Source organism: Phenylobacterium sp. (assembly GCF_031984885.1).
Classification (GTDB): Bacteria; Pseudomonadota; Alphaproteobacteria; order Caulobacterales; family Caulobacteraceae; genus Phenylobacterium.
Window position 1 is genome coordinate 1 of the sequence record NZ_DAMABV010000018.1, and the last position, 23426, is coordinate 23426.

The following is a 23426-nucleotide window of genomic DNA, read 5'->3' on the forward strand; positions in this document are numbered from 1 at the left end:
TTGTCCGGGACCCATTGACGCCGCGCCTGACGAATGAGGCGCGGCCCTGCCGGGTTCTGGTCCATCCGGTGTTCATGGGTCCCGGTCTTGCTGCGCAAACCGGGATGACACCTGTTTTTTCTCCGGTGGCGCCTGGGGCAAGCTGCTCGGCGGATTTTGAAACACAAGACCACGAAGGACACGAAGAGCACGAAGGCGCCGTGGGGGTGGATGGCGCGGGCGCGCCTCCCGTGTCATCCCGGAAAGCCCGCAGGGCTTGTCCGGGACCCATTGACGCCGGGCCTGACGAATGAGGCGCCGCCCCGCCGCAAGAGCTCAACTGACTTGATGACGACTCTTCGTTTCTGCGCCCCCTGGGGAAGCGATTGTGCGGGGCGGTTCTTCTCCTTGCGGGTCTGACCCGCTAGGCAAGGGGCATGAACCTCTACGAGCTGCTCGCCTCGCGTTTTCCCGCCGATCGGTCCAGGCCGGCGTTCCTACTGCCGGATGGGAGCGCGGTTTCGTATGGGGCGCTGGAGGACGACGTGGCGCGGACGGCGGCGCTGCTGGTCGAGTACGAGGTCGAGCCCGGCGACCGGGTGGCGCTGCAGTCGGAGAAGAGCGTCGAGGCGGTGGTCGTCTACCTGGCGACCCTGAAGGTGGGGGCGGTCTTCCTGCCGCTGAACACCGCCTATACCGAGAGCGAGATCGACTACTTCATGGACGACGCGCAGCCGGTGCTGTTCGTCGAGGACGCGGTCGAGCTGGTCGCCGACGCGCGCAGCCGCGAACCGCTGCTGGAGACCCTGGCGCGCGGCGAGGACGACCTGGCCTCGATCATCTACACCTCGGGCACCACCGGGCGGTCCAAGGGCGCGATGCTGAGCCACGGGAACCTGGCGGCCAACGCCCTGGCGCTGCATGCGGCCTGGGGGTTCTCGGAAGACGACGTGCTGCTGCACGCCCTGCCGATCTTCCATGTGCACGGGCTGTTCGTGGCGCTGCACTGTGCGTTCCTGTCGGGAGCGCCGATGGTCTGGCTGGCCAGGTACGACGACGCCCAGGTGCTGGCCGGGCTGCCGAGGTCGAGCGTGATGATGGGGGTTCCGACCTTCTACACGCGGCTGCTGGCCAATCCGGGGTTCACGCGGGCGGCGGCGGCGCACATGCGGCTGTTCATCAGCGGCTCGGCGCCGCTGCTGGAATCGACCTTCGCCGAGTTCGAGGCGCGGACGGGGCAGCGGATCCTGGAGCGCTACGGGATGAGCGAGGCGGTGATCATCACCTCCAACCCGCTGGAGGGCGAGCGCATCGCCGGCAGCGTCGGCTATCCGCTGCCGGGCGTGGACTTGAGGATCGGCGGCGGCGAGGAGACCGGGGTCATCGAGATCAAGGGGCCCAGCGTGTTCGGCGGCTACTGGCGGATGCCCGAGAAGACCGCCCAGGAGTTCACGGCCGACGGCTTCTTCATCACCGGCGACGTCGGGCGCCAGGACCCGGACGGGCGGGTGTGGATCAGCGGCCGGGCCAAGGACCTGATCATCTCCGGCGGCTTCAACGTCTATCCCAAGGAGATCGAGCTGATCCTCGACGAGATGGAGGGGGTGAGCGAGAGCGCGGTGATCGGCCTGCCGCATCCGGACTTCGGCGAGGCGGTGGCGGCGGTGGTGATCGGGCGCGGCGAGGAGGCGGCGGTGATCGCCGCGCTGCGCGAGAAGCTGGCGGCCTTCAAGACGCCCAAGAAGGTGTTCTTCGTCGAGGAGCTGCCGCGCAACGCCATGGGCAAGGTGCAGAAGAACCTGCTGCGCGAGCGCTATGCCGGCGCGTTCGCCGATTAGGCCGCCCGCCGGCGCTTTCGGATAGCGGCGTTCGCTCGTTCGGGGGTAGGTTGCGCGTCTGACAACTTGCGAGGGCGCCATGGCTCAGGTTCCGAAGGAAGAAACTTTCGAGGGGGCCGGCGGCCTCAAGCTGTTCATGCGCTCGTGGCGGCCGGAGGGGCCGCCCAGGGCCGTCGTGGTGATCAGCCACGGGTTCAATTCCCACAGCGGCCAGTACCTGTGGGTCGGCGAGCAGTTGGCGGCCATGGGGTTTTCGGTCTACGCGCCCGACTATCGCGGCCGCGGCCGATCCGAGGGCGAGCGCTTTCACGTCGAGCGGGTCGGCGAATACGAGGACGACCTCTCGCGGGTGATCGGCATCGCCAAGTCGCGCGATCCGGGCCTGCCGGTGTTCCTGCTGGGCCACAGCGCCGGCGGGGTGATCGCCTGCATCTACGCCCTGGACCAGCAGGCCGAGCTGGCGGGGCTGATCTGCGAGAGCTTCGCGTTCCGGGTGCCGGCGCCGGACATCGCCCTGCAGGTGATCAAGGGGGTCAGCCACCTGGCGCCCAATGTCGGGGTCCTGAAGCTGAAGAACGAGGACTTCTCGCGCGACCTGGCGGTGGTGAAGGCGATGAACGACGATCCGCTGATCCACGACGAGACCCAGCCGAGCATCACGGTCGCGGCCCTGCAGCGGGCGGACGAGCGGCTGACCAAGGAGATTCCGACCATCACCCTGCCGGTGCTGATCATCCACGGCACGGAAGACAAGGCGACCCTGCCCAAGGGCAGCCAGTTCTTCCACGAGCACGCCGGATCGGCCGACAAGACGCTGAAGCTGTACGAGGGGCACTTCCACGACCTGCTGAACGACCTCGGCAAGGAGGAGGTGCTGGGCGATATCGTCGGGTGGATCGAGGCGCGGATTTAGTCCTGCGCGCCATCGCGGCTTGCGGAGCAAGACCGGGACCCATTCGCGCTGCGTCGGCCGGGTGGACGCGAGGCTTGCGGGATCTGGTGTTCATGGGTCCCGGTCTTCGGCTGCGCCGAAACCGGGATGACACGCTTAAGCTCCTCGTCATGGCCGGGCCGCCCGATCGCAGGACGTGGGCGACGGCGCCATATGCGCTCGCCCTGCCCTCGTGGGGGCGCTTCAGCCCTGATACCGGCTGGGCGCGACGCCGAGGCGGCGCTTGAACATGGTGGTGAAGGCGGCGGGGCTTTCGTAGCCGAGGTCGAGGGCGATGGCGGTGACCTGGTCGCCGGCGGCCAGGCGGGGCAGGGCGACGAGGACGCAGGCCTGCTGGCGCCACTCGGCGAAGCTCATCCCGGTCTCGCGGCGGAAGGCGCGGGTGAAGGCGCGGCGGCCCATGCCGAGCTCGGCGCTCCAGCCATCGATGGTGTCGTGCGGGCTGGGGGCCTCCAGGAAGGCGCGGCACTTGGCGGCCAGGGCCGGGCTCTGCGGGAACGGCGCGGCCAGGGGGATGACCGGCGCCAGCGCCAGCTCGGCCAGCAGCAGGTCGATGACCAGGCCATCGCGGCCGTCGGGGGCGTATTCGCGCGGCAGCTCGCTGGCGGCCAGCAGCAGGCTGCGCAGCAGGGGCGAGACCTCGATCACCCGGCTGGCGTCGCCGAGGGCGGGGCAGGCCCCGGGGTCGAGCAGGATGCCGCGGGTGCTGACAGAGCCGACCATCTTCACCGCATGGGGCACGGTGGGCGGGGTCCAGACGGCGCGCTCGGGCGGGGCGACCCAGGCGCCCTGCGGCGTCGAGACGACGACCACGCCCCGGGCCGCATAGAGCAACTGGCCGCGGCGATGGCGATGCCACTCCAGCTCGAAGTGGGGCGGGTAGTCGTTGGCGATGGCGACGACCGGCCGGGGCGTGTCCTCGACGTCGCTGGGATCGATCCAGACGGCCATATGTCCCACTCGCGAAACTGAACGACCCATACAGGAATGCGGGCTGTGCGGGAAACGCCTATCGGAGCGCCCTCAAGTCATGGAGCGGCTCAGATGGGCGGACAGGCGATCACGGCGAACAAGCAGGTTCAGGCGGCGGGCGGGACGGCCTTCGGGGTGATCCTGGCGATCAGCTTCTGCCACCTGCTCAACGACATGATGCAGGCGCTGCTTCCGGCCATCTATCCGAACCTCAAGGCCGAGCTGGGGCTCACCTTCGGGCAGATCGGGATCGTAACCCTGGCCTATCAGGTCACCGCCTCGATCCTGCAGCCGATGATCGGGCTCTATGCCGACAAGCGGCCGACGCCGATGGCGCTGCCGGCCGGGACGCTGTTCTCGCTGGCCGGGCTGGCGGTGCTGTCGGTGGCCCACACCTATGGCCTGGTGGTGATCGGCGCCTGCCTGCTGGGCATGGGCTCGTCGGTGTTCCATCCGGAATCGAGCCGGGTGGCGCGGATGGCGGCGGGCGGCCGGCACGGCCTGGCGCAGTCGCTGTTCCAGGTCGGCGGCAACGCCGGCTCGGCGTTGGGCCCGCTGGCCGCGGCGGTGGTGGTGGTGCGTTGGGGGCAGTCGAGCCTGGCGTTCTTCGCGCTGCTGGCGCTGCTGGCCGGCGCGATCCTGTGGAACGTGGCCAACTGGTATCGCACCCACGGCCTCTCGCGGCTGAAGGCGGCGGCCAAGGGCCCGCAGCCGCTCGCCCCGCCCAGCCGCCAGGTGGCGATCGGGATCTCGATCCTGCTGGCGCTGATCTTCTCGAAGTACGTCTACCTGGCCAGCCTGACCAACTACCTGACCTTCTACATGATGGATAAGTTCGGCGCCTCGGTGCAGGGCGCGCAGCTCCATCTGTTCCTGTTCCTGGGGGCGGTGGCGGCCGGGACCGTGGCGGGCGGGCCGCTGGGCGACCGGTTCGGGCGCAAGTACGTGATCTGGTTCTCGATCCTGGGCGTGCTGCCGTTCAGCCTGTTGCTGCCGTTCGCGGACGCGTTCTGGACCGGGCCGCTGGTGGTGGTCATCGGCTTGATCCTGGCCTCGGCCTTCCCGGCGATCGTGGTGTTCGCCCAGGAGCTGGCGCCGGGCAAGGTCGGCATGATGTCGGGCCTGCTGTTCGGCTTCTCGTTCGGCATGGGCGGGCTGGGGGCGGCGATCCTGGGCATGGTGGCCGACAGGACCAGCATCGAGACGGTCTACCGGATCTGCGCCTTCCTGCCGGCCATCGGCCTGCTGGCGGCGTTCCTGCCGAAGATCGAGAAGCGCCCGCCGCCGGCGCCGACCCCGCCGGGGCTGGAGGCCGAGGCGCTTTAGGGCTTCAGGCTGGCGATATAGGCGGCGACCAGGGCGACGCCTTCCTCGTGGACCAGGGAGCGGCCGAGCTCGGGCATCATCACTCCGGGCTCGGTCGACCGCATCCGGTGCAGCAGGATCGATTGCTCCGGCGCGCCGGGGGCGATGGAGACCTCCAGCCCGCCCGATCCGCGGCCGGCGGCGACCGGGCGCTTGCCGATCCCCATGGCGGCGGGGCGCTGCTCCTCGATGTCGAGGTTGAGGCCGGAATTGGAGGCCATGCCCGCCGGGTTGTGACAGTGGGCGCAGTTGGCGTCGAGATAGGCGCGGCCGCGGTCGGCCAGCGGCTCGCGCGGGTCGTCCCAGACGGCGGTGCGCGGGGCGGCGGCCGGGGCGGGCGCGCCGCTCAGCAGCCCGGCGCGGGTCCAGTGGGCGAGCTGGTTCTCCGCGCCCGCGGCGTAGGGATAGGGGCCGTTGAGGTTGCGCGCCTTGGGGCCGATGGGGACCAGTTCGCCGGCCAGGGAATGGCATTCCTTGCACTGGTTGGCGTTGGGCACGGCGTAGTCGACCTGGCGGGACTGGCCCTTGGCGTCGATGAAGCCGACGTCGAGGCGCGCGCCGGCGCGCTTGAGCGTGGCCCGGGTCTGCTCGGGGTTCCAGACGTAGGCGAGCGCGGTCCAGCCGCCGGCCTGGCGGATCAGCAGCCGGGTCTCGAGATAGCGCACCTGGGCGGCGGGGCGGCGGACGTCGGCCGGGTAGGCGAAGGTCTTCACCAGGGTCGTGCCGACCGGAAAGTCGAAGGCGCCGGCCGCGCGGTAGGCCGCCTTGGTTCCCGGCGGCAGGAAGACGTAGCGGGTCTTCTCGGCGTAGTCGCTGAAGAGCGGGGTGTTGAGGGCGTAGGGCGTCAGGCCGGCGTTGGGCGCGCGGGCGCCGGGGTCGGTGAACAGGCGGTAGGCGTCCAGCGTCGGAGCCGGGGTCGGCGCCAGCAGGGCGTCCAGCGCCACGGGCGGCGGCGGCGGGGCGGCGCCGAGACAGAGGAGCGCGGCGGCGCCGGCGCGTGCGCGCCGAGACCGGGTTTGCTTGAGAGTGGTGCGGCTCATGGCGCCAGGCTGGCCTGGGCGGGGGGCAGGACGACGGGCGGCGGCTCGGCGAGGCCCGGTTCGCCCAGGGTCTGGGCCAGGGTGGGGGCGGCCTTGTCGGTGGCGCCGGGGGCCGGCAGGTTGAGGTTCACGACCGGGCCGTCCTTGAGCCAGACCTTCACCGTCTCGGGGCTGGCCGGATGGGTGACGACGCCGTCCCAGATCACCGGCGGCAGGGCGCCGCCGAACGCCTTGGCCAGCAGCTCGCCGCCCGCGAAGCCGGGCTGGAAGCCGTTCCTGCCGATCAGGTTGTCGCGCACGACGATGTCGCGGGGCAGGGGATTGTAGGTCTTGTCGTCGAAGGCCTCGACATAGGCGACCAGCATGACGGCGGCGGTCTGGTTGCCGTCGATCCGGTTCTCGAAGACGTGGACGTTCTTGTTGGCCATCAGCATGACGCCGGTCCCGACCGGGACGTTGGCGACGATGTTGCCCTTGGGCGCGAAGTTCGGGGTGTCGTTGTCGACCACCTGGTTGCGGAACAGGCGGGTGGAATGGCCGCCCATCTGCGGCAGGTTCGGCAGGTCGAACACCAGGATGCCGCCGGTGTTGCGGGTGGCGACGTTGTCGAACACGTCGGCGTTCATCGAGTTCTCGATCTCGATGCCGGCGACGTTGAACTCGGCGCGGCTGTTCTTGACGATGATGTTCCTGGACTGGCCGACATAGATGCCGGCGTCCGAGGCGCCGCGGACGGTGACGCGGTCGATCAGCACGTTGGTCGAGGACACCGGATAGACGCCATAGGCGCCGTTGGTCTCCTTTGGGCCGCCGGTCCATTCGACGGTCAGCGAGAGGAAGCTGATCTGGTCCGAGCCCTTGGACTTGATCCCGTCGCCCTTGGTGTCCTGCACCGTCAGGTCGCGCACGGCGACGCGGTCGGAGGTGACCAGCAGGCCCTCGCCCGCGCCCTTCTGGCCCTTGAACGAGAGGATGGTCTTGTCCTGGCCCGCGCCGGTGACCGTCACGTCGTCGACGTCGAGCGAGAGGCCGTCGGTGAACTCGAAGCGGCCGGCGCCGAGGGCGACCACGTCGCCGGGCCTGGCGTCGAGCAAGGCGGTCTGCACCCGCTCCTGGGCGTCGGGGCCGGGGGCGACGGCGATGGTCTTGGCGTGAGCCAGGCTGGCGGCGGCGCAAAGGGCCAGCGCCAAGGCGGCGGTCTTCATGGTGTTCCTCCCCAGGGCGTCTGACGCGCCCTCGATTCCGCCTGGGAGGGTGACGCCGTTCCGCGGGGGAAATCAAATGGGGCGTTCGCCTGGATCCTCCCCTCTTGGGGGAGGTGGATCGGCGCGTAGCGCCGAGACGGAGGGGGACTGCTCCTGGGGAGTCAGAGTCCCCCTCAGTCAGCTTCGCTGACAGCTCCCCCAGAGGGGGAGCATCTGCGGCTCTTCTACGCGTTGACCAGGGTCATGCCGCGTTCGTCGTAGCGGTCGCCGGCGACCTTGGCGGCCAGGGCGTCGAGGCTGGCGGTTTCGGCCTCGGTCAGGGCGATGTCGGCCGCGGCGAGGTTGGATTCCAGGTTCGCCAGCCGGGTGGTGCCGGGGATGGTGACCACGTTCGGCTTGGCGGCCAGGACCCAGGCCAGGGCGATCTGCGAGGCGCTGGCGCCGCGGGCCTGGGCGATCTTCTCGATCTCCTCGACCAGGGCGATATTGGCCTCGTAGGCGCCGTCCTTGAAGCGCGGCGAGATCACCGCGCGGTAGTCGTTCCCCTGTGGCTTGTGCTCGCGGGTGAAGGCGCCGGTCAGCATGCCGCGGCCGAGCGGGGAGTAGGCCACCACCGTCACGCCGGTTTCCCAGCACAGCGGCAGGACCTCCTTCTCGATGTCGCGGGTGAAGATCGAATACTCCCACTGTACGGCGGCGATCGGGTGGACGGCCTGGGCGCGGCGGAGGCTGTCGGCGTTGACCTCGGAGAGGCCGAGCGCGCGGACCTTGCCCTCCTCGACCAGCTTGGCCATGGCCCCGACCGTCTCCTCGATGGGCAGGTTCGGGTCCTTGCGGTGCAGGTAGTAGAGGTCGACGTGGTCGGTCTTCAGCAGGCGCAGGGACTGCTCGATGGCCCGGCGCATGTTGGCTTCCGAGCCGTCGACGCCGCGGACGGTGCGCTCGGCGAGGTTGCCGACCGGGCCGAACTTGGTGGCGATGAAGGCCTTGTCGCGGCGGTCGTGGAAGGCCTGGCCGAGCAGGGTCTCGTTGGCGCCGAAACCGTAGAGCTCGGCGGTGTCGAAATGGTCGACGCCGAGGTCCAGCGCCTGGTGCAGCAGCTTGACGGCGTCGGCTTCGTTCATCGGCTCGCCATAGGCGACCGACATGCCCATGCAGCCCAGGCCGATAGCATTCACGTCACGGCCGGTACGGCCGATTTCCCGACGGATCATGGGAGGACTCCGCAGATATGGATTGTGGGGGATGTGAGCGCTCACTCACATGCGGATAATTAGACGCTGGAGGAGAAAGCGTCAAGAGATGGATGGTGTTCCGGCCGACGCCGCGCGTGCCTGGAGCGTGAAGCTGTGCTGAGGTAGGCCCATGCAGAACGCGCCCAGCGGCCGCCATGCGGTCATCGTCTTCTACGCCCTGATGGCCGTGCTGGTCGTCATCCTGCTGCGGTTTCCGCCGCAGAACAGCGCGGAGGTCGCCGCCTGGGTGCAGGGCGTCGGCACGCTGGCGGCGGTGGGGGCGGCCATCTGGGCGGGGCTGTTTCCCGCCATGCGCTCGGCCCGCCAGGAGCGCAGCGCCCGCGCGGAGTTCGCCCAGGACGTCACCGACGTGCTGGACCTGGCCGAGAAGGCGGTCGCGCGGGTGGTGAAGGCGGTCGAGGCGGGCGACTACCGGCGCGCCGCGACCGCCCTGGACACCATCGGGCAGATGGCCATCCAGCCGAGCATCGCCGACCTGCTCGCCACGCCGCGGGCGCGCTGGCCGAGCCGGCAGTGCTATGGCCACATGTTCATGCTCAATCGCATGCTGGCGGTGCTGGCCGGCGACGAGGCCGCGGCGGCGGCGCCCGGCCAGGAGGCGGACCGTCTGGCCTATCTGGGCGAGCAACTGGACGTGGTCGTCAGGGTCATGGAAAGCGCGCGCGAGGAGATCGGCGGCGAGGCCGATCGCTGAGCTTGCGGGCCCGCGCCGCTTGTGGATTTACCGGAGGCATGCATTTCGCCCCCGCCGATTCCTCCGACCTTCCCGCCGTCGCCGACCTGGTGAACTCCGCCTATCGCGGCGAGACCTCCCGCCAGGGGTGGACCACCGAGGCCGACTATCTGGGCGGCCAGCGCACCGACGCGCAGACCCTGGCCAGGGACCTGGCCGCCAACGCCCAGGCGGCGCTGATGACCCTGCGCGACGAACCGGGCGGGCCGCTGCTGGGCTGCGTGTGGCTGGAGCCGAGCGACGGCGGCGCCTGGTATCTGGGGATGCTGACCGTGCGGCCCGACCTGCAGGACCGCCGGCTGGGGCGAACCCTGCTGGCGGCGGCCGAGGATCATGCGCGCGCGCAGGGCGCCCGGCGGGTGCGAATGACGGTGATCCAGATCCGCGACACCCTGATCGCCTGGTACGAGCGGCGCGGCTATGCCCGCACCGGCGAGACGCGGCCGTTCCCATACGCGGACCTGCGCTTCGGCCAGCCGGTCCGGGACGACCTGGAGTTCATCGTCATGGAAAGGGCGCTGTAAGTCCGCCGACATCCGCGCGTCATTGCTCTGCCCATGAGCAACTGCGGGTTTCACCTCATGGGCGCCGTCGGGCCCTGTCGCCACGATCCGGAGCGGATCTGGCGCCATTGGGGATTGCGATGAATAAGGCCAACAAGACGACGGCGTCGCTGCTGGGCGGCGCGGCGGCGGCCGTGGCGATGCTGCTGGCCGGGCAGGCGAGCGCCTCGGAAGGCGGCGCCAGCGTCTATCTGCTGGGATCGGGCGGCCCCGGCGCGGCGGTGCTGCCGCCGCTGCCCGGCGTGTTCTTCGCCGACACCCAGTATTATTACAGCGGCAAGGCCGGCGGCGAGCGGCAGTTCGTGATCGGCGGCAATGTCGTCGCCGGCCTGGAGGCCAGCATCAACGCCAACTTCGCGACCTTGCTGTGGGCGCCGACGACGAACCTGGGCGGCGGGACCCTGGCCCTGGGCGCGGCCATTCCGATCGGCGGGCCGGACGTCACCATCTCGGCGACGCTGACCGGCCCGGGAGGGACGCAGATCTCCCGCAGCGCCAGCGACTCCACCATGGTGGTCGGCGACCCGATCCTGACGGCGATGTGGGGCTGGAAGAAGGGCGACGTCCATATCGCCGCCAGCACGCTGATCAACATCCCGATCGGGACCTACCGCGAGGACCAGTTGGCCAACCTGGCCTTTCACCGCTGGGCGGCCGACGTCTCGCTGGCCGGAACCTATCTGAACGAGGCGGCCGGCTGGGACGTCTCGGGCAAGGCCGGGTTCACGTTCAACGGCGAGAACGAGCACACCAATTACGAGACCGGGACCGAATTCCATCTGGAAGGCTCGATCGAGAAGAAGTTCAACAAGAGCTGGTCGGCCGGCGTCCAGGCCTACTACTTCCAGCAGGTCACCGGCGACTCCGGGTCCGGGGCGCGGCTGGGCGACTTCGAGGGCCGGGTGACGGGGGTCGGCGCGCACGCGGCCTACAACTTCGAGCTCGGCAAGCGGCCGGCGACGCTGCGGCTGCACGCGATCAAGGAGTTCGACGCCAAGAACCGGCTCGAGGGCGAGGCGGTCTTCCTCGATTTCAGCCTGCCGCTGTATCTGAAGATGCCGCCCGGCGTGCCGGCGCCGTTCTAGGGGGGCGTTTCAGGCCCGCCAGGAATCCAGCACCGCCTCGGCGGTGGCGTCGAGCTCGGCCTCGGTCCAACTGCGGCCCTTGAGCTCGGTCTTCAGCATGTGGCCGACGGGGGCGAAGAACAGGTTGCTCAGCAGGTCGCCCGGCAGGTCCTTGAACAGGCCGCGCTCGATCCCGGCCCGGCGCAGGCGCGAGACGGCGCCGGCGATCTGCTCGTGGGCGGCGCCGCCCTCGCGCTTGGAGAGGGCGGACTCGGCGAAGCGCTGGCCGAACATGAAGGCCTCGGCGTCGCCGCGATAGGCCTCGTAGAGCTTGCGCCAGACGCGCTTGAGGCGGGCGTCGGGGGCCTCGCCGCCGTCCTCGCCGTCGCTGATGGCCTCGAAGATCTTGCGCTTGATGCCGCGATAGACCTCGATCAGCAGGTCGTCCTTGGACGGAAAGTGCCGGTAGAGCGTGCCTTCGGCGACGCCGGCCTTGGCCGCGATGGCGGCGGTGGTGGCCGCTTCCAGGCCGTCGCGCGCGCCGATCTCCAGGGCCGCGCGCAGCAGCTTGTCCTTGGTGGATGTCGGCTGGGTGAGCATCGGCTCACAAATTGTCGGCGCGAACCTCCTGTCAAGTCTGCGCAAGCGTCGCACCTTTGGGTTAGAACTGCGTCCAACGAACAACGGGAGCGGAACATGGACCTGGGGCTGAAGGGCAAGAAGGCGGTCGTGACGGGCGGATCGCGGGGCATCGGGCGGGCGATCGCCGACCTGCTGGCCGAGGAGGGCGCCGACGTCGCCATCTGCGCGCGGGGCGCCGACCAGGTGGCCGAGGCGGTGAAGGCGCTGGAGGCCAAGGGCGTCAAGGCGTTCGGCAAGGCGGTGGACATCGCCGACGGCGCAGCGATCCGGGCCTTCGTCAAGGAAGCCGGCGAGACGCTCGGCGGCATCGACGTCATGGTCTCCAACGCCAGCGCCCTGGTGCAGGGCGCGGGCGAGGACGAATGGCGCGCGATGTTCGAGATCGACATCCTGGGCGCGGTGCGCAGCTTCGAGGCGGCCCGGCCGTTCCTGGAGAAGGCCGGCGAGACGCATGGCGACGCGGCGTTCCTGATCACCTCGTCGGTGTCGGCGGCCGAGGCGGCCAACGCCTCGTCCTACGGCGCGATGAAGGCGGCGCTGATCCACTACGCCAAGGGCCTGGCGCGCGAGAACGCCGCCAAGCACATCCGGGCCAATGTGGTCTCGCCGGGCACGGTATTCTTCGAGGGCGGCGTCTGGGGCAACGTCAAGGCCGGCATGCCGCAGTTCTTCGACCAGATGATCAAGCGCAACCCGACCGGCCGGATGGCGACCCCGGAAGAGGTGGCGGCGGCGACGGTGTTCCTGGCCAGCCCGCGCTCGGCCTTCACCACGGGGATCAACATGCTGGTGGACGGCGCGATCTCCTCGCGCGTCAACTACTAGGGCCAAGCCGTTGGAATACGACTATTTTCAGCTTACGCTCGGGCGCGAGCGCACGGCCCAGAGGCTGCTGGCCGACCATCTCTACGGGTCGGCCGGGGTGCGGGCGGTGTTCGCGCCGCTGCTGGGCTTCGCCTCCGACCAGGCCCTGGTGCTGGCCACGGCCGGGACGCGGGTGTCGTTCACGCCGGGGATCGTGGCCAGCGACCGCCAGCGCCTGACCCCGACCCTGCGGCCGGTGGACGATGCGCCGCCGGCGCCGGGCGGGATCTATGTCCACAACTGGTTCACCATCGACGGCGGTGCGGTCGATGAGTTCGTGCGGCTGTCGGGCGAGGCGTGGCCCGACTTCGAGGCGCGGTTCGAGACCAGGATCCATGGCCTGTTCCTGGCCGAGGAGGACGAGGCCGACCGAACCGCCGCGGCGCGCCGGCTGCTGCTGATGACCCGCTATCGCGACCTGGGCGAATGGCAGGTGTCGCGCGATCCGACCACCGATGCGATGCAGGTGTTCCTGCGCCGCCGCGAATTGACCCGCGTCTCGCTGGCGCGGGCCTGCGTACTGATGCCGAGAGGTTAGAGGTCCGCGATGACCGATGAGAACGAACTGCGCAAGCTGGCCGAGCGGCGCGCCGACGCCAAGCTGGGGTTCCGGGCGCACCTGACGGCCTATGTGATCATCAACGGCGGGCTGGCGGCGCTGAACCTGCTGACCTCGCCGTCCTATCTGTGGTTCGTCTGGCCGATGTTGGGCTGGGGCGTCGGCCTGGCCGCGCACGGGCTGTCGGTCTACGCCTCGGTCGGGGACCAGCGCGAGCGGATGGTGCAGAAGGAACTGGAGCGGCTGCGCCGCGGGCCGGGCGGCGGCCAATGATCGAGCAGACCCTCGACATCCCGACCAGGGACGGGGCGACGGCCACCTTCATCGTCCATCCCGACCGGGACGGGCCGCACCCGCTGATCCTGTTCTACATGGACGCTCCGGCCATCCGCGAGGAATTGCGCGACATGGCCCGGCGGCTGGCCAGCGCCGGCTATTACGTGATGCTGCCCAACCTCTATTACCGGGCCGGGGTGATGGAGCTGGGGCCGCTGTCGCCCGATCCGAACGATCCGGGCCGGGCGCGGATGTTCGAGCTGATGAACGGGCTGAGCATTCCCATGGTGATGGAGGACACCGACGCCCTGGTGGCCTTCGCCCAGGGGCAGGCGGCCGCCTCGACGGCGAAGATCGGCTGCGTCGGCTACTGCATGAGCGGGCAGTTCTCGATCAACGCGGCGGCGCGGCATGCGGACAAGGTCGCGGCGGCGGCGTCGATCTACGGGACGTTCCTGGTGACCGACAAGGCCGACAGCCCGCACCTGGCGGCGCGCAAGGCCAAGGGCGAGCTCTACTTCGCCTGCGCCGAGATCGACCGCTGGGCGCCGCTGGAGACGGTGCAGGCGCTGGGCCAGTCGCTGGCGGCGGACAGGATCGACGCCGAGGTCGAGCTCTATCCGAAGGTCGAGCACGGCTTCGCGTTCCCGCAGCGGGCCGCCTATGACAAGGCGAGCGCCGAGCGGCACTGGGCGCGGCTCAACGCGCTGTTCCGGCGGAATCTGGGATGACCCGCGATCAGTTGGCCTGCCGCTCCACCGGCGGGACCCAGCCGTCGTCCAGGCTCTTGAGCGGGTGGGAGCCGGTGACCTGGCCCATGAACGGCGGCCAGATGTTGTAGCCGAGCAGGTCCTGCAGACGGGGCGACATCGCCTTCACCCGCTCGCGCGGGACGCCGAGATAGAAGTTCTCCTGCGTGCGGCCCCAGGGCTCGCAATACTGGTTGGTGAAGGCCAGGCGCGGGGCGTCGCTGCGATTGGCGCCGCCGCGGTGCAGCAGCGTGCCCTGGAAGACGATGGCGCCGCCGGCCGGCATGATCACGGGCTGGAGCATGGAGCGCGCCTTGTCCGGCGAGAGGGCGGCGATGTCGGCGTCGCTCCAGAGATGGCTGCCGGGAATGATGTCGGTGGCGCCGTTGGTGGCGGTGAAGGCGTCGATGGCGCCGATCAGCGAGAGGCTGATGGCGGGGCGGGGGCGCGGCTGGCGATAGAAGCCGTCGTCGAAATGGACCGCCTGGGCGGCCTCGCCGGGATGGATGCAGATCGCCTGGCTGGCGGTCAGCAGATAGCCGGGCTGGAGGAAGCGGTCGAGCAGGGCGAGCAGCCGCGGTTCGGCGGTCAGGTCCTCGAACACCTTGCCGCGCGCGACCAGGGTGTAGACGCGCTCGGTGGCGAAACCCTCGAAGGCGTTGCGGCCGTGGTGCGAGCCGAGGTGAGGGGCCAGGGCCTCGCGGGCGGCGGCCAGGGCGCCGGCGTCGGCGAAGTCCTCGATGACGGTGTAGCCGTCCTGGGCCAGGCGCCGGACGTGGGCCTCGATGTCGAACGGCATGGCGTGCCTCCTCGTGCCGCGGTGTCGCTGGATACTATGGCAGCGCCGGTCGGATGGCGCCTCCTTCCTGCGAAGGCCGGAGCGGGGCGGGCGCATGCGAAAAGAGCCCGGGCGCGGGGCCCGGGCTCTCGTGTTCGTCGTGCGAGGAAGGCGGTCAGGCGCGCTTGGGGATGACCACCTTCATCGACTCGTAGCCCTTCACGAAGGTCGAGTAGACGCGCTTGGGCTCCTCGACCAACTGGATGTCGGGGAAACGCTTCATGATCTCTTCCCAGATGATCTGGAGCTGCAGCTCGGCCAGGCGGTTGCCCACGCAGCGGTGGATGCCGAAGCCGAAGGACATGTGGTTCCGGGGCCGTTCGCGGTCGATGATGTAGTCGTTCGGACGCTCGATGACTTCCTCGTCGCGGTTGCCCGAGACGTACCACATGACCACCTTGTCGCCTTCGCGGATCTGCTTGCCCTGGAACTCGAAGTCCTGGGTCGCGCGGCGGCGCATGTGAGCCAGCGGGGTCTGCCAGCGGATGGTCTCCGACACCATCGAGGGGATCAGCGAGGGGTTCTCGCGCAGCTTCCGGTACTGGTCGGGGTTCTGGTTCAGGGCCAGGATCGAGCCGGAGATGGTGTTGCGGGTGGTGTCGTTGCCGCCGACGGTCAGCAGCACGACGTTGCCGAAGTACTCGCGCGGCGACATGTCCCGCGTGTCCTTGCCGTGGGCCAGCATGGAGATCAGGTCGCCGGTCGGCTCGGCGTTGACCCGCTCGTTCCAGCGCTCGGTGAAGTAGGCGTGGTACTCGAGGAAGATCTGCATCTTCTGCTCGAGGGTGTCGATCAGCCCGTGGCCGGGAACGGCGGTGACCACGTCCGACCAGTAGGTCAGCTTGCGGCGGTCGGCCTGATCGATGCCGAACAGGGTGGCCAGGGTCATGGCCGTCAGTTCCATCGACACCTTGTCGACCCAGTCGAACTCCTCGCCGATCGGCAGGCTGTCGAGGATCGCGGCGGCGCGTTCGCGGATCAGCGGGCCGAGGATCTGGAGATTGGTGGGCGAGACGGCCGGGCTGACGGTCTTGCGCTGGATGTCATGCTTGGGCGGGTCCATGGCGATGAACATCGGCAGCGGACCCTCGTCGCCGTTCTGGTCGGCGATGGTGATGCCCGGCTCGGAGGAGAACACCTGGTGGTTCGTATCGACCGCCATGATGTCGTTGTACTTGGTGATCGACCAGTACGGGCCGTACTCGCTGTCGGCCGTGTAGTGGACCGGGGCCTCCTTGCGCAGGCGCTCGAAGTTCCACCACATCTCGTTCGACTGGAAGAGGGCCGGCTGGGCCGGATTGATCTGGTCGAGCGGCGTCGAATAGGCCAGCGCCCGGGCGTCCTTGCTCAGATCGATATTGCCGTCGCTCATCAGTTCCTCCTCCAAGTCCGATGCGTCCGAGGTTCTCAAGCCAAAGATGACGCAGGCGTCAAGTTTTAACCCGAGTTTCCACAGCCGTCTCATCCGATCTGCGTTCGAATGCAGTTTTTCTGTCGTTTTTAAACTCCACAAAAATGATAGGAATTTATCCTGCATACGCGTTTGGAGTTCAATTCGATGGGTCAGCGGCCGACAGTTGCGGTGATCGGGGCAGGGTTCTCAGGGCTGCTGACGGCCCTGCACCTGGCCGCCGATCCGGACGGCCCCACCGTGCGGCTGATCGAGCGCGCCAAGGCCTTCGGGCGCGGCGCGGCGTATTCCACCGGCAATCCCGACCATCTGCTGAACGTCCGCGTGGCCAATATGAGCGCCTATCCGGACGATCCCGAACACTTCACCCGCTGGCTGGCGGGGCACGAAGGCTGGAGCTCGCACGGCGGCTTCGTCACGCGCGGGGTCTATGGCGACTACCTGCAGGACCTGCTGCGCGAGGCGCTGGAGACCACGGCGGCGGGCCGGCTGCTGCTGGAGCAGGACGAGGCGGTCGACGTGCAGCGCTCGGGCGAGGGCTGGCGCGTGCGGCTGGCGCTGGGCCGGGAGATCGAGGCGGCGGCGGTGGTGCTGGCGCTGGGCGTGCTGCGGCCGGCGCCCCCGGCGGCGGCGAGCGAGGCGCTGCTGGCCTCGCCGCGCTACATCGGCGATCCCTGGGACCCGAAGGCGAAGCTGGACGAGGAGGCGGCCGACGTCCTGCTGCTGGGCACCGGGCTGACCATGATCGACGCCGCCGTCAGCCTGTGGCGGCCGGGGCGCCGGTTCTGGGCGATCTCGCGCCGGGGCCTGACACCGCGCCAGCACGCGCCGACCTCCGAACATGGCCTGGAGGTCGCGCCCGAGGGCTCGCCGCGCCAGGTGCTGGCGGCGGTGCGGGCGGCCTCGGCGGACGGCCAGTGGCGCGAGGCGATCGATTCCCTGCGCCCGCACGTGCAGTCCATCTGGCTGGGCTGGAGCCAGGCCCAGCGGCAGTCCTTCCTGCGCCACCTGCGGCCCTGGTGGGACGTGCACCGCCACCGCCTGGCGCCCAGCGTGGCGCGCCGGATCGGGCTGATGATGCGCGGGCGCGAACTGGTCGTGCGGGCCGGGGAGGTCACCGGCCTGACCCTGACGCGCGACAATGTCGAGGTCGCCTGGCGTCCGCGCGGGAGCGGGATGACCCGCCGGCTGGGCGTCTCGGCGGTGGTCAACTGCGCGGGCCTGCTGGGCGACCTGGAGCGGGCGACCGAGCCGCTGCTGCAACGGCTGCTGGCGCGGGGACATATCCGGCCCGATCCGTGCCGGCTGGGGGCGGACGTGGACATCGGCTCGCGGCTGATCGGGGCGGGCGGGCGGCCCGAGCCGGGGCTGTTCGCGGTGGGGCCGCTGACCCGCGGGGCGTTCTGGGAGATCACCTCGGTGCCGGACATCCGCAGCCAGGCGGCGGGCGCGGCGCAGGCGATCCTGAGCAGCGTGCGGCGGGCCCATGCGGCGTAACAGCCGTAACGGATGACGTAAGTTTAATGCTCGGGCCGGTTCCGCGGCGCGCGGCCGGTGTATGAAGGCTCCAAAGGCTGGCGGCGCCGGGGAGGCGCCGCGCATGGGAGCGCTCGATGACCACCTGGAAAACCCTGTTGCTGGGCGCGTGCGCGCCGATCCTGCTGTCGGCCTGCGCGACGACCGCGCCGCCGCCGGCCGTGGAGGCGCCGGTCGCCGAGGCGCCCAGGCCCAAGCCGCAGTACGGCGCATTCGGCTTCGACGTGGCGGGCATGGACACCGCCGTCGCGCCGGGCGACGACTTCTACGCCTACGCCAACGGCGGGTGGATGAAGGCCACCGAGATCCCCGCCGACCGCGGCAGCTACAACACCTTCGCGGTGCTGAACGACCTGGCGACCGAGCGCACGCGGGCGATCCTGGAGGAGGCCGCCGAAGGGCGTGCCGCGGAGGGCTCCAACGCCCGCAAGATCGGCGACTTCTACGCCAGCTTCATGGACGAGGCGGCGATCGAGGCGGCGGGCGCCGCGCCGCTGAAGCCGGAACTGGACCGGATCGGCGCGATCCGGACCCGGGCCGACCTGTCGCGCGAGCTGGGCGCGACGCTGCGGGCCGACGTCGACGCCCTGAACATGACCGACTACACGACCGACCGCCTGTTCGGACTGTGGGTCGCCGAGGACATGAACGACACGTCCAGGTACCGGCCCTACCTGATGCAGGGCGGGCTGGGGCTGCCGGATCGGGCCTATTACCTGGACGACAGCGCGCGGTTCCAGGAGTTACGCGGCAAGTACAAGGCCCACATCGCCGCGATGTTCGCCCTGGCCGGATACGCGAACGGCGAGGCGCGGGCGGCGAAGATCCTGGCGCTGGAGACCGCCATCGCCAAGACGCACTGGAGCGTGGACGAGACCGGCGACGTGGCCAAGGCCAACAACGTCTGGAGCCGGGCCGACCTGGCCCGCAAGGCGCCAGGCATCGACTGGACCGCCTGGCTGGACGGGGCCGGGCTGAGCGGGCAGCCGACCTTCGGCGCCTGGCAGCCCAGCGCCATCGCCGGGATCGCCAAGCTGGTGGGCGGCCAGCCGATCGACACCTGGAAGGACTATCTGGCGTTCCACGCCATCGAGCGCGGCGCGCCCTACCTCTCCAAGGCCTTCGCCGACGAGCACTTCGCGTTCAACGGCACGGCGCTGGCCGGGACCCCCCAGCAGCGCGACCGCTGGAAGCGCGGGGTGGACAACACCAACACCGCGCTGGGCGAGGCGGTCGGCCAGATCTATGTCGAGCGCCACTTCACCCCCCAGGCCAAGGCGCAGATGCAGGAGATGGTGAAGAACATCCTGGCCGCCTTCGACGCGCGCATCGACCGGCTGGACTGGATGACCGCCGAGACCAAGGCCAAGGCCAAGGAGAAACTGGCCGTCTTCCGCGTCGGCGTCGGCTATCCGGACAAGTGGCGCGACTATTCGGGGCTGGAGATCGTGCGCGGCGACGCCTACGGCAACTGGCGGCGCGCCGAGCTGTTCGACTATCGCCGCAACCTGGCCAAGCTGCAGGGGCCGGTCGATCACGACGAGTGGTGGATGACGCCGCAGACGGTCAACGCCCTGAACCTGCCGATGCAGAACATGATCGTGTTCCCGGCGGCGATCCTGGAGCCGACCTTCTTCGATCCCAACGCCGACGCGGCAGTGAACTACGGGGCCATCGGCGGGGTGATCGGGCACGAGATCGTGCACGGCTTCGACGACACCGGGGCGCTGTTCGACGTGAAGGGCGACCTGAAGAACTGGTGGAGCCCGGCCGACATGGCCCAGTTCGAGGCCCGCGGCCAGGCGCTGGCGGCGCAGTACAGCGCCTATGAGCCGCTGCCGGGCCTGCACCTGAACGGCGCCCAGGTGCTGGGCGAGAACATCGCCGACCTGGCGGGGCTGGCCAGCGCCTACGACGCCTATCACCTGTCGCTGAAGGGCCAGGCGGCGCCGGTGATCGACGGGTTCACCGCCGACCAGCGGTTCTATTTCGGCTGGGCGCAGAACTACCGCAGCAAGTTCCGCGAGGCCTCGCTGCGGCGCAACGTGCTGTCGGGCGTGCACTCGCCGGGCGAATATCGCGCCCAGACCGTGCGCAACCTCGATCCGTGGTACTCGGCCTTCGACGTCAAGCCGGGCCAGGGGCTGTACCTAGCCCCCGAACAGCGGGTGAAGATCTGGTAGCCGAAGTCATCCTCATCGAGGACCCCGCCGACCCGCGCATCGCCGCCTATCGCGACGTGCGGGAACGCGACCTCGTCGGCCGCCAGGGGCTGTTCGTGGCCGAGGGCGAAGTGGTGGTGCGGGTGCTGGCCCGCTCGCCGCTGGCGCGGCCGCAGTCGCTGCTGCTGGCCCAGAAGCGCGTCGCGGCGCTGGGCGACGTGATCGCGGCGCTGCCGGGCGAGACGCCGGTCTACGCCGCCAGCCAGGCGGTGATGGACGCGGTGGTGGGGTTTCCGATCCACCGGGGAATCCTGGCCCTGGGCCGGCGGACGGCCGAGCCGGCGCCGGAGGACCTGCTGGCCGGCCTGGCCGACGAGGCGCTGGTGCTGGTGCTGAGCGGCATCGCCAACCACGACAACATGGGCGGCCTGTTCCGCAACGCCGCGGCGTTCGGCGTCGATGCGGTGATCCTGGATCGCGCCTGCTGCGATCCGCTGTACCGCAAGGCGATCCGGGTCTCGGTGGGGGCGGCGCTGCTCAAGCCGTTCGCGCGGCTGGGCCCCGAGCAGGACCTGTTGCAGTTGCTGGAGGGCCAGGGCTTCGAGCCGCTGGCGCTGAGCCCCAGCGGGGCGGCGATCCTGGCCGAGACGCCGCGGGCCAAGCGGGCGGCGGTGGTGCTGGGGGCCGAGGGTCCGGGCCTGTCGAAGGCGCTGCTGGACCGCGCAAAGACCGTCCGCATCCCGATGGCGGACGGCTTCGACTCGCTCAACGTGGCGGTGACCGCCGGGGTCGTGCTCCACCACCTCGCCTTTGCGGCGAGGCGCGAAAGCTAGGGCCTCAACGGGCGCGCCGGACGCTGACGGTCTCTTCCGATTCCTCGATCAGGGAGCGGGTCAGGTTCAGGATCGCGGTGCGCATCGACGGCTGCTGGACGCTGGCGAAGGCCTCGAGCAGTTGCACGGCGCCGGGCACGGCGAGCTTCTCGAACAGGCTCTCGTCGCTCATCGGAGTGGGGGTCTCGCCGACCAGTTCGCCGACGGTGGTGTCGAGCTTCTGGGCGATGCGCACGAGCATGGAGGCCGAGACGCGGTTGGCGCCGCGCTCATACTTCTGCACCTGCTGGAAGCTCACGCCCAGGTGGTCGGCCAAAGTCGATTGGGAAATGCCGAGCCACTTGCGACGCACTCGAATGCGGTGACCGACCGCGACGTCGATGGGGTCCGGTCCTTGGTCCTCGGAGTTCTCGTTCACTGAAAAACGTCCCTGATCACGTACCAAAGCGCAGGCCGACAATCTCACATAGGCGTAACCTGCACGGCCACACCTATATCGTGAAAGCGACGTTGCACTGCAACAGAAAGTTAATGCTCGCTTATGGCGAGAGTCCAGCGGCCGTCAACTGGCCTCGGGGGCGCTCAGGCGTCGGCCCTGCGGCCCTGCAGGATCGCCTCGATCTGGTCGAGCACGGCCAGGGCGACCTCCTCGCCCTCCTGGTCGCAGATCTCGCCGGCCCGCCTGATGATGTGGCTGAGGGCCACGCGATCGCGCGGCCCGAGCAGGGCGGCCATCTGCAGCAGTTCGCGCGTGTCGGGGGCCATCTGGGCCTGGTCGTCGAGGGCGCGCAGGAAGTTGCGGGCGTCGTGACACGCCGCGGTGATCTTGATGTCGCTCATGGCGCATTGGCCGCGGCGAAAGCCGCAGCCTCCTCTCGAAGCAGGTCGTCGGCCGAGATGAGCCGGCAAAGGGGCGACAGGGCCGCCAGCGGGACGCCGAGCGCCTGCCGCAGCGCACGGTCGTCGCGGGCGTCGGCGGCGACGGCGTCGGCCAGCACCTCCACCGGCAGCTTGCGGTCGGCGGCGGCGAAGGCGGTGGCCAGCACGCTGTCGGCCAGCGAAAAGCCGACCAGGGCCAAGGGGCCGCCCAGGCCCATGGCCTGGCGGGCGAACGCCGGGTGCGAGAAGGCCGAGGGGCCGGGGCGCAGAAAGACCGGCTCGCTGGGCAGCGGCTCCAGGCCCGGGATCGGGCGTGCGCCTTCGGGCGTGGCTTCGCGCCGATGGACGTGCAGCACCGGCCAGCCGCGGGCGCGGGCCTGGTCCAGTACGCGCCGGCAGGTCGCGGTGACCCGGCCCAGACCAGGGGGCGAACCCAGCAGGCGGGCGCGCTGAAGGTCCAGGCACACCAGGGCCGCGGGCGGCGGAGATCTCATCGCGACTGGGCGCCCTGGTTGGTGGCGGCGCGGGCGGCGGAGCGGTCGAGGATCCCGGCCTCGTCCCAGGCGCCCTCGGGACGCAGCAGCACCATCGGGTCGCTCTCGAGGGTCAGGGCGTCGGGCGGCGGCGCGCCCTCGACGACCATCTCGACATAGTCGTGGTCGGAGAAGACGAAGCCCTCGCGGCCGGGACGGATGCGGGCGTTGAAATACTGCTCCCAGAAGGGGATCAGCCGGACCTGGCCGTAGCCGAGGATCTGGCGGTAGTTCTTCTTCTCGGCCAGGCGCTTGGCGGCGAGGATCAGCATGAGGGTGGCGCGGCCGCCGCGGTATTCGCGCCGCACGGCGACACGCTCGACCTTGGCGAAGTCGGCGAACCAGCGGATCCGCAGCGTGCCGATCGGCTCGCCGTCGCGGCGCAGGACCAGGTGGGTCGTGCCGGCGAAGTCGTTGCCGTCGTATTCCTCGTCGTAGGGGCAGGCCTGCTCGCCCATATAGACCAGGGAGCGGACGGCCATGGCCTGCATGATGTCGGGCAGGGTGCGGCAGACGGCGATCTCGAGCTCGCCCTCGTCGACGTCGGCGACGGCGCGGGCCTCCAGCGGCAGGCGGACATTGGCGTTCATCAGGCGGCCTTCCTGGCGCCGGCCCAGGCGTCGGCGACCACCAGGCCGCCGGGGCCGGGGACCGGATGCGCGCCGATGCGCTTGAGCAGGGTGCGCTCGCCGCCGGGCGTCGCCGCGCGGCCATAGAGCGGAATGGTCGGGAACAGCTCGCGGTGCAGCCTGACCGCCCCGGCCATCACCGTGGCGCGGCCGCGCAGGGTGGTTCCGGCCATGCCCCAGCCGTAGATCGCCACCACGGTCTCGCCCGGGCGGGCGGCCTGGTCCTGCGGCGGGTTGACGCCGTCGAAGATCCCGGCGGCCAGGTCGGGCAGGGCCGCGGCGGTCAGCGGGATGATCGCCATGACCCCGGCGAGCCGTCCATCGACGCCGCGGAAGGTGAACGAGGACGACCGGGTCAGATCCTGAAGCCGGGCCAGGGTTTCCACCGTGGCGATGTTGGGACTGACCGTGCGTGCGGCGAGGGCGCGGCCCTCGATGATCTCGTCATGGGTCGCGAGCGTCAGGCCAAGTTCGCCCAGTCCTCGATGACAGCGTTCTGCGAAATCGCGAATGATCATCGTCACATCGCCTTCTTGTGCGAAGATGTG

At 70.1% G+C, this 23426-nt stretch carries 25 protein-coding genes; 13 read left to right on the top strand and 12 right to left on the bottom strand.

Annotated features, from left to right (window positions below):
* Positions 1 to 416 precede the first annotated feature (416 nt).
* Entirely contained in the window at positions 417 to 1817 is a 1401-nt protein-coding gene (locus tag RTL41_RS18695; protein WP_312166650.1) for an AMP-binding protein, read from the top strand.
* A gap of 79 nt (positions 1818 to 1896) precedes the next feature.
* Entirely contained in the window at positions 1897 to 2730 is an 834-nt protein-coding gene (locus tag RTL41_RS18700) for an alpha/beta hydrolase (protein ID WP_312166652.1), read from the top strand.
* A 222-nt stretch (positions 2731 to 2952) separates the two neighbouring features.
* On the opposite strand, the gene RTL41_RS18705 is transcribed toward RTL41_RS18700, so the two are convergent.
* Complete coding sequence (locus RTL41_RS18705; protein ID WP_312166654.1) at positions 2953 to 3720, bottom strand: helix-turn-helix transcriptional regulator; 768 nt, start codon at positions 3718 to 3720, stop codon at positions 2953 to 2955.
* Between the two features lie 93 nt (positions 3721 to 3813).
* Between RTL41_RS18705 and RTL41_RS18710 the strand changes: the two genes are divergently transcribed.
* Positions 3814 to 5067, top strand: a complete 1254-nt coding sequence (locus RTL41_RS18710) for an MFS transporter (protein ID WP_312166655.1) — start codon at positions 3814 to 3816, stop codon at positions 5065 to 5067.
* Here RTL41_RS18710 and RTL41_RS18715 read toward each other — a convergent pair.
* The 3 genes from RTL41_RS18715 to RTL41_RS18725 all read right to left on the bottom strand — a co-directional run bounded on the left by RTL41_RS18715 (position 5064) and on the right by RTL41_RS18725 (position 8565).
* Entirely contained in the window at positions 5064 to 6146 is a 1083-nt protein-coding gene (locus RTL41_RS18715) for an SO2930 family diheme c-type cytochrome (protein WP_312166656.1), read from the bottom strand. The genes RTL41_RS18710 and RTL41_RS18715 overlap by 4 nt on opposite strands.
* A complete protein-coding gene (locus tag RTL41_RS18720; RefSeq protein ID WP_312166658.1) occupies positions 6143 to 7351 on the bottom strand; it encodes a parallel beta-helix domain-containing protein in 1209 nt (402 codons plus the stop codon). The genes RTL41_RS18715 and RTL41_RS18720 overlap by 4 nt, the downstream gene beginning before the upstream one ends.
* A 224-nt stretch (positions 7352 to 7575) precedes the next feature.
* Positions 7576 to 8565 carry an aldo/keto reductase gene (locus RTL41_RS18725; RefSeq protein WP_312166659.1) on the bottom strand — a complete coding sequence of 330 codons (990 nt, stop codon included), beginning with the start codon at positions 8563 to 8565 and terminating at the stop codon, positions 7576 to 7578.
* 151 nt (positions 8566 to 8716) lie between these two features.
* On the opposite strand from RTL41_RS18725, the gene RTL41_RS18730 reads away from it, so the two are divergent.
* The 3 genes from RTL41_RS18730 (at position 8717) to RTL41_RS18740 (ending at position 10988) form a co-directional block, all read left to right on the top strand.
* The gene (locus tag RTL41_RS18730) at positions 8717 to 9301 is read left to right on the top strand and encodes a hypothetical protein (RefSeq protein ID WP_312166660.1); all 585 of its coding nucleotides are present in this window, start codon (positions 8717 to 8719) and stop codon (positions 9299 to 9301) included.
* Positions 9302 to 9339: 38 nt separating this feature from the next.
* Positions 9340 to 9864 (top strand): GNAT family N-acetyltransferase, encoded by a 525-nt coding sequence (locus RTL41_RS18735; protein ID WP_312166661.1) that lies wholly within the window; start codon positions 9340 to 9342, stop codon positions 9862 to 9864.
* Between the two features lie 119 nt (positions 9865 to 9983).
* The gene (locus tag RTL41_RS18740) at positions 9984 to 10988 is read left to right on the top strand and encodes a transporter (protein ID WP_312166662.1); all 1005 of its coding nucleotides are present in this window, start codon (positions 9984 to 9986) and stop codon (positions 10986 to 10988) included.
* 9 nt (positions 10989 to 10997) lie between these two features.
* On the opposite strand, the gene RTL41_RS18745 is transcribed toward RTL41_RS18740, so the two are convergent.
* Positions 10998 to 11567: a TetR/AcrR family transcriptional regulator gene (locus RTL41_RS18745; protein ID WP_312166664.1), complete on the bottom strand. Its 570-nt coding sequence runs from the start codon at positions 11565 to 11567 to the stop codon at positions 10998 to 11000.
* Positions 11568 to 11663: 96 nt separating this feature from the next.
* Between RTL41_RS18745 and RTL41_RS18750 the strand changes: the two genes are divergently transcribed.
* The 4 genes from RTL41_RS18750 to RTL41_RS18765 are packed head-to-tail and all read left to right on the top strand — an operon-like array spanning position 11664 to position 14039.
* Positions 11664 to 12434 carry an SDR family oxidoreductase gene (locus RTL41_RS18750; protein WP_312166666.1) on the top strand — a complete coding sequence of 257 codons (771 nt, stop codon included), beginning with the start codon at positions 11664 to 11666 and terminating at the stop codon, positions 12432 to 12434.
* A gap of 10 nt (positions 12435 to 12444) precedes the next feature.
* Entirely contained in the window at positions 12445 to 13011 is a 567-nt protein-coding gene (locus RTL41_RS18755) for a hypothetical protein (protein ID WP_312166667.1), read from the top strand.
* A 9-nt stretch (positions 13012 to 13020) separates the two neighbouring features.
* Positions 13021 to 13305: a 2TM domain-containing protein gene (locus RTL41_RS18760; RefSeq protein WP_312166669.1), complete on the top strand. Its 285-nt coding sequence runs from the start codon at positions 13021 to 13023 to the stop codon at positions 13303 to 13305.
* Complete coding sequence (locus RTL41_RS18765) at positions 13302 to 14039, top strand: dienelactone hydrolase family protein (RefSeq protein WP_312166671.1); 738 nt, start codon at positions 13302 to 13304, stop codon at positions 14037 to 14039. Before RTL41_RS18760 ends, RTL41_RS18765 begins: the two co-directional genes overlap by 4 nt.
* Before the next feature lie 7 nt (positions 14040 to 14046).
* Here the strand turns inward: RTL41_RS18765 and RTL41_RS18770 are convergent, their stop codons facing one another.
* Positions 14047 to 14856, bottom strand: a complete 810-nt coding sequence (locus tag RTL41_RS18770) for a phytanoyl-CoA dioxygenase family protein (RefSeq protein WP_312166673.1) — start codon at positions 14854 to 14856, stop codon at positions 14047 to 14049.
* Between the two features lie 154 nt (positions 14857 to 15010).
* Positions 15011 to 16267 carry a cytochrome P450 gene (locus RTL41_RS18775; RefSeq protein ID WP_312166675.1) on the bottom strand — a complete coding sequence of 419 codons (1257 nt, stop codon included), beginning with the start codon at positions 16265 to 16267 and terminating at the stop codon, positions 15011 to 15013.
* Between the two features lie 186 nt (positions 16268 to 16453).
* Between RTL41_RS18775 and RTL41_RS18780 the strand changes: the two genes are divergently transcribed.
* The 3 genes from RTL41_RS18780 to RTL41_RS18790 all read left to right on the top strand — a co-directional run bounded on the left by RTL41_RS18780 (position 16454) and on the right by RTL41_RS18790 (position 20837).
* Positions 16454 to 17803: an FAD-dependent oxidoreductase gene (locus RTL41_RS18780; protein WP_312166676.1), complete on the top strand. Its 1350-nt coding sequence runs from the start codon at positions 16454 to 16456 to the stop codon at positions 17801 to 17803.
* 116 nt (positions 17804 to 17919) lie between these two features.
* Positions 17920 to 20025 carry a M13 family metallopeptidase gene (locus RTL41_RS18785; protein WP_312166678.1) on the top strand — a complete coding sequence of 702 codons (2106 nt, stop codon included), beginning with the start codon at positions 17920 to 17922 and terminating at the stop codon, positions 20023 to 20025.
* Between the two features lie 56 nt (positions 20026 to 20081).
* On the top strand, positions 20082 to 20837 hold the full coding sequence (locus RTL41_RS18790) for an RNA methyltransferase (RefSeq protein WP_312166680.1): 756 nt from the start codon (positions 20082 to 20084) through the stop codon (positions 20835 to 20837).
* A 4-nt stretch (positions 20838 to 20841) separates the two neighbouring features.
* Here the strand turns inward: RTL41_RS18790 and RTL41_RS18795 are convergent, their stop codons facing one another.
* From RTL41_RS18795 to RTL41_RS18815, 5 genes are all read right to left on the bottom strand, one after another.
* Complete coding sequence (locus RTL41_RS18795; protein ID WP_312166682.1) at positions 20842 to 21255, bottom strand: helix-turn-helix transcriptional regulator; 414 nt, start codon at positions 21253 to 21255, stop codon at positions 20842 to 20844.
* 164 nt (positions 21256 to 21419) lie between these two features.
* Positions 21420 to 21677, bottom strand: coding sequence for a hypothetical protein (locus tag RTL41_RS18800; RefSeq protein ID WP_312166684.1), 258 nt, complete (start codon positions 21675 to 21677; stop codon positions 21420 to 21422).
* Positions 21674 to 22210, bottom strand: a complete 537-nt coding sequence (locus RTL41_RS18805; RefSeq protein WP_312166686.1) for an isochorismatase family protein — start codon at positions 22208 to 22210, stop codon at positions 21674 to 21676. The genes RTL41_RS18800 and RTL41_RS18805 overlap by 4 nt, the downstream gene beginning before the upstream one ends.
* Entirely contained in the window at positions 22207 to 22839 is a 633-nt protein-coding gene (locus RTL41_RS18810) for a GNAT family N-acetyltransferase (RefSeq protein WP_312166688.1), read from the bottom strand. Before RTL41_RS18810 ends, RTL41_RS18805 begins: the two co-directional genes overlap by 4 nt.
* Positions 22839 to 23396, bottom strand: a complete 558-nt coding sequence (locus RTL41_RS18815; protein ID WP_312166689.1) for a hypothetical protein — start codon at positions 23394 to 23396, stop codon at positions 22839 to 22841. Before RTL41_RS18815 ends, RTL41_RS18810 begins: the two co-directional genes overlap by 1 nt.
* Positions 23397 to 23426 lie beyond the last annotated feature (30 nt).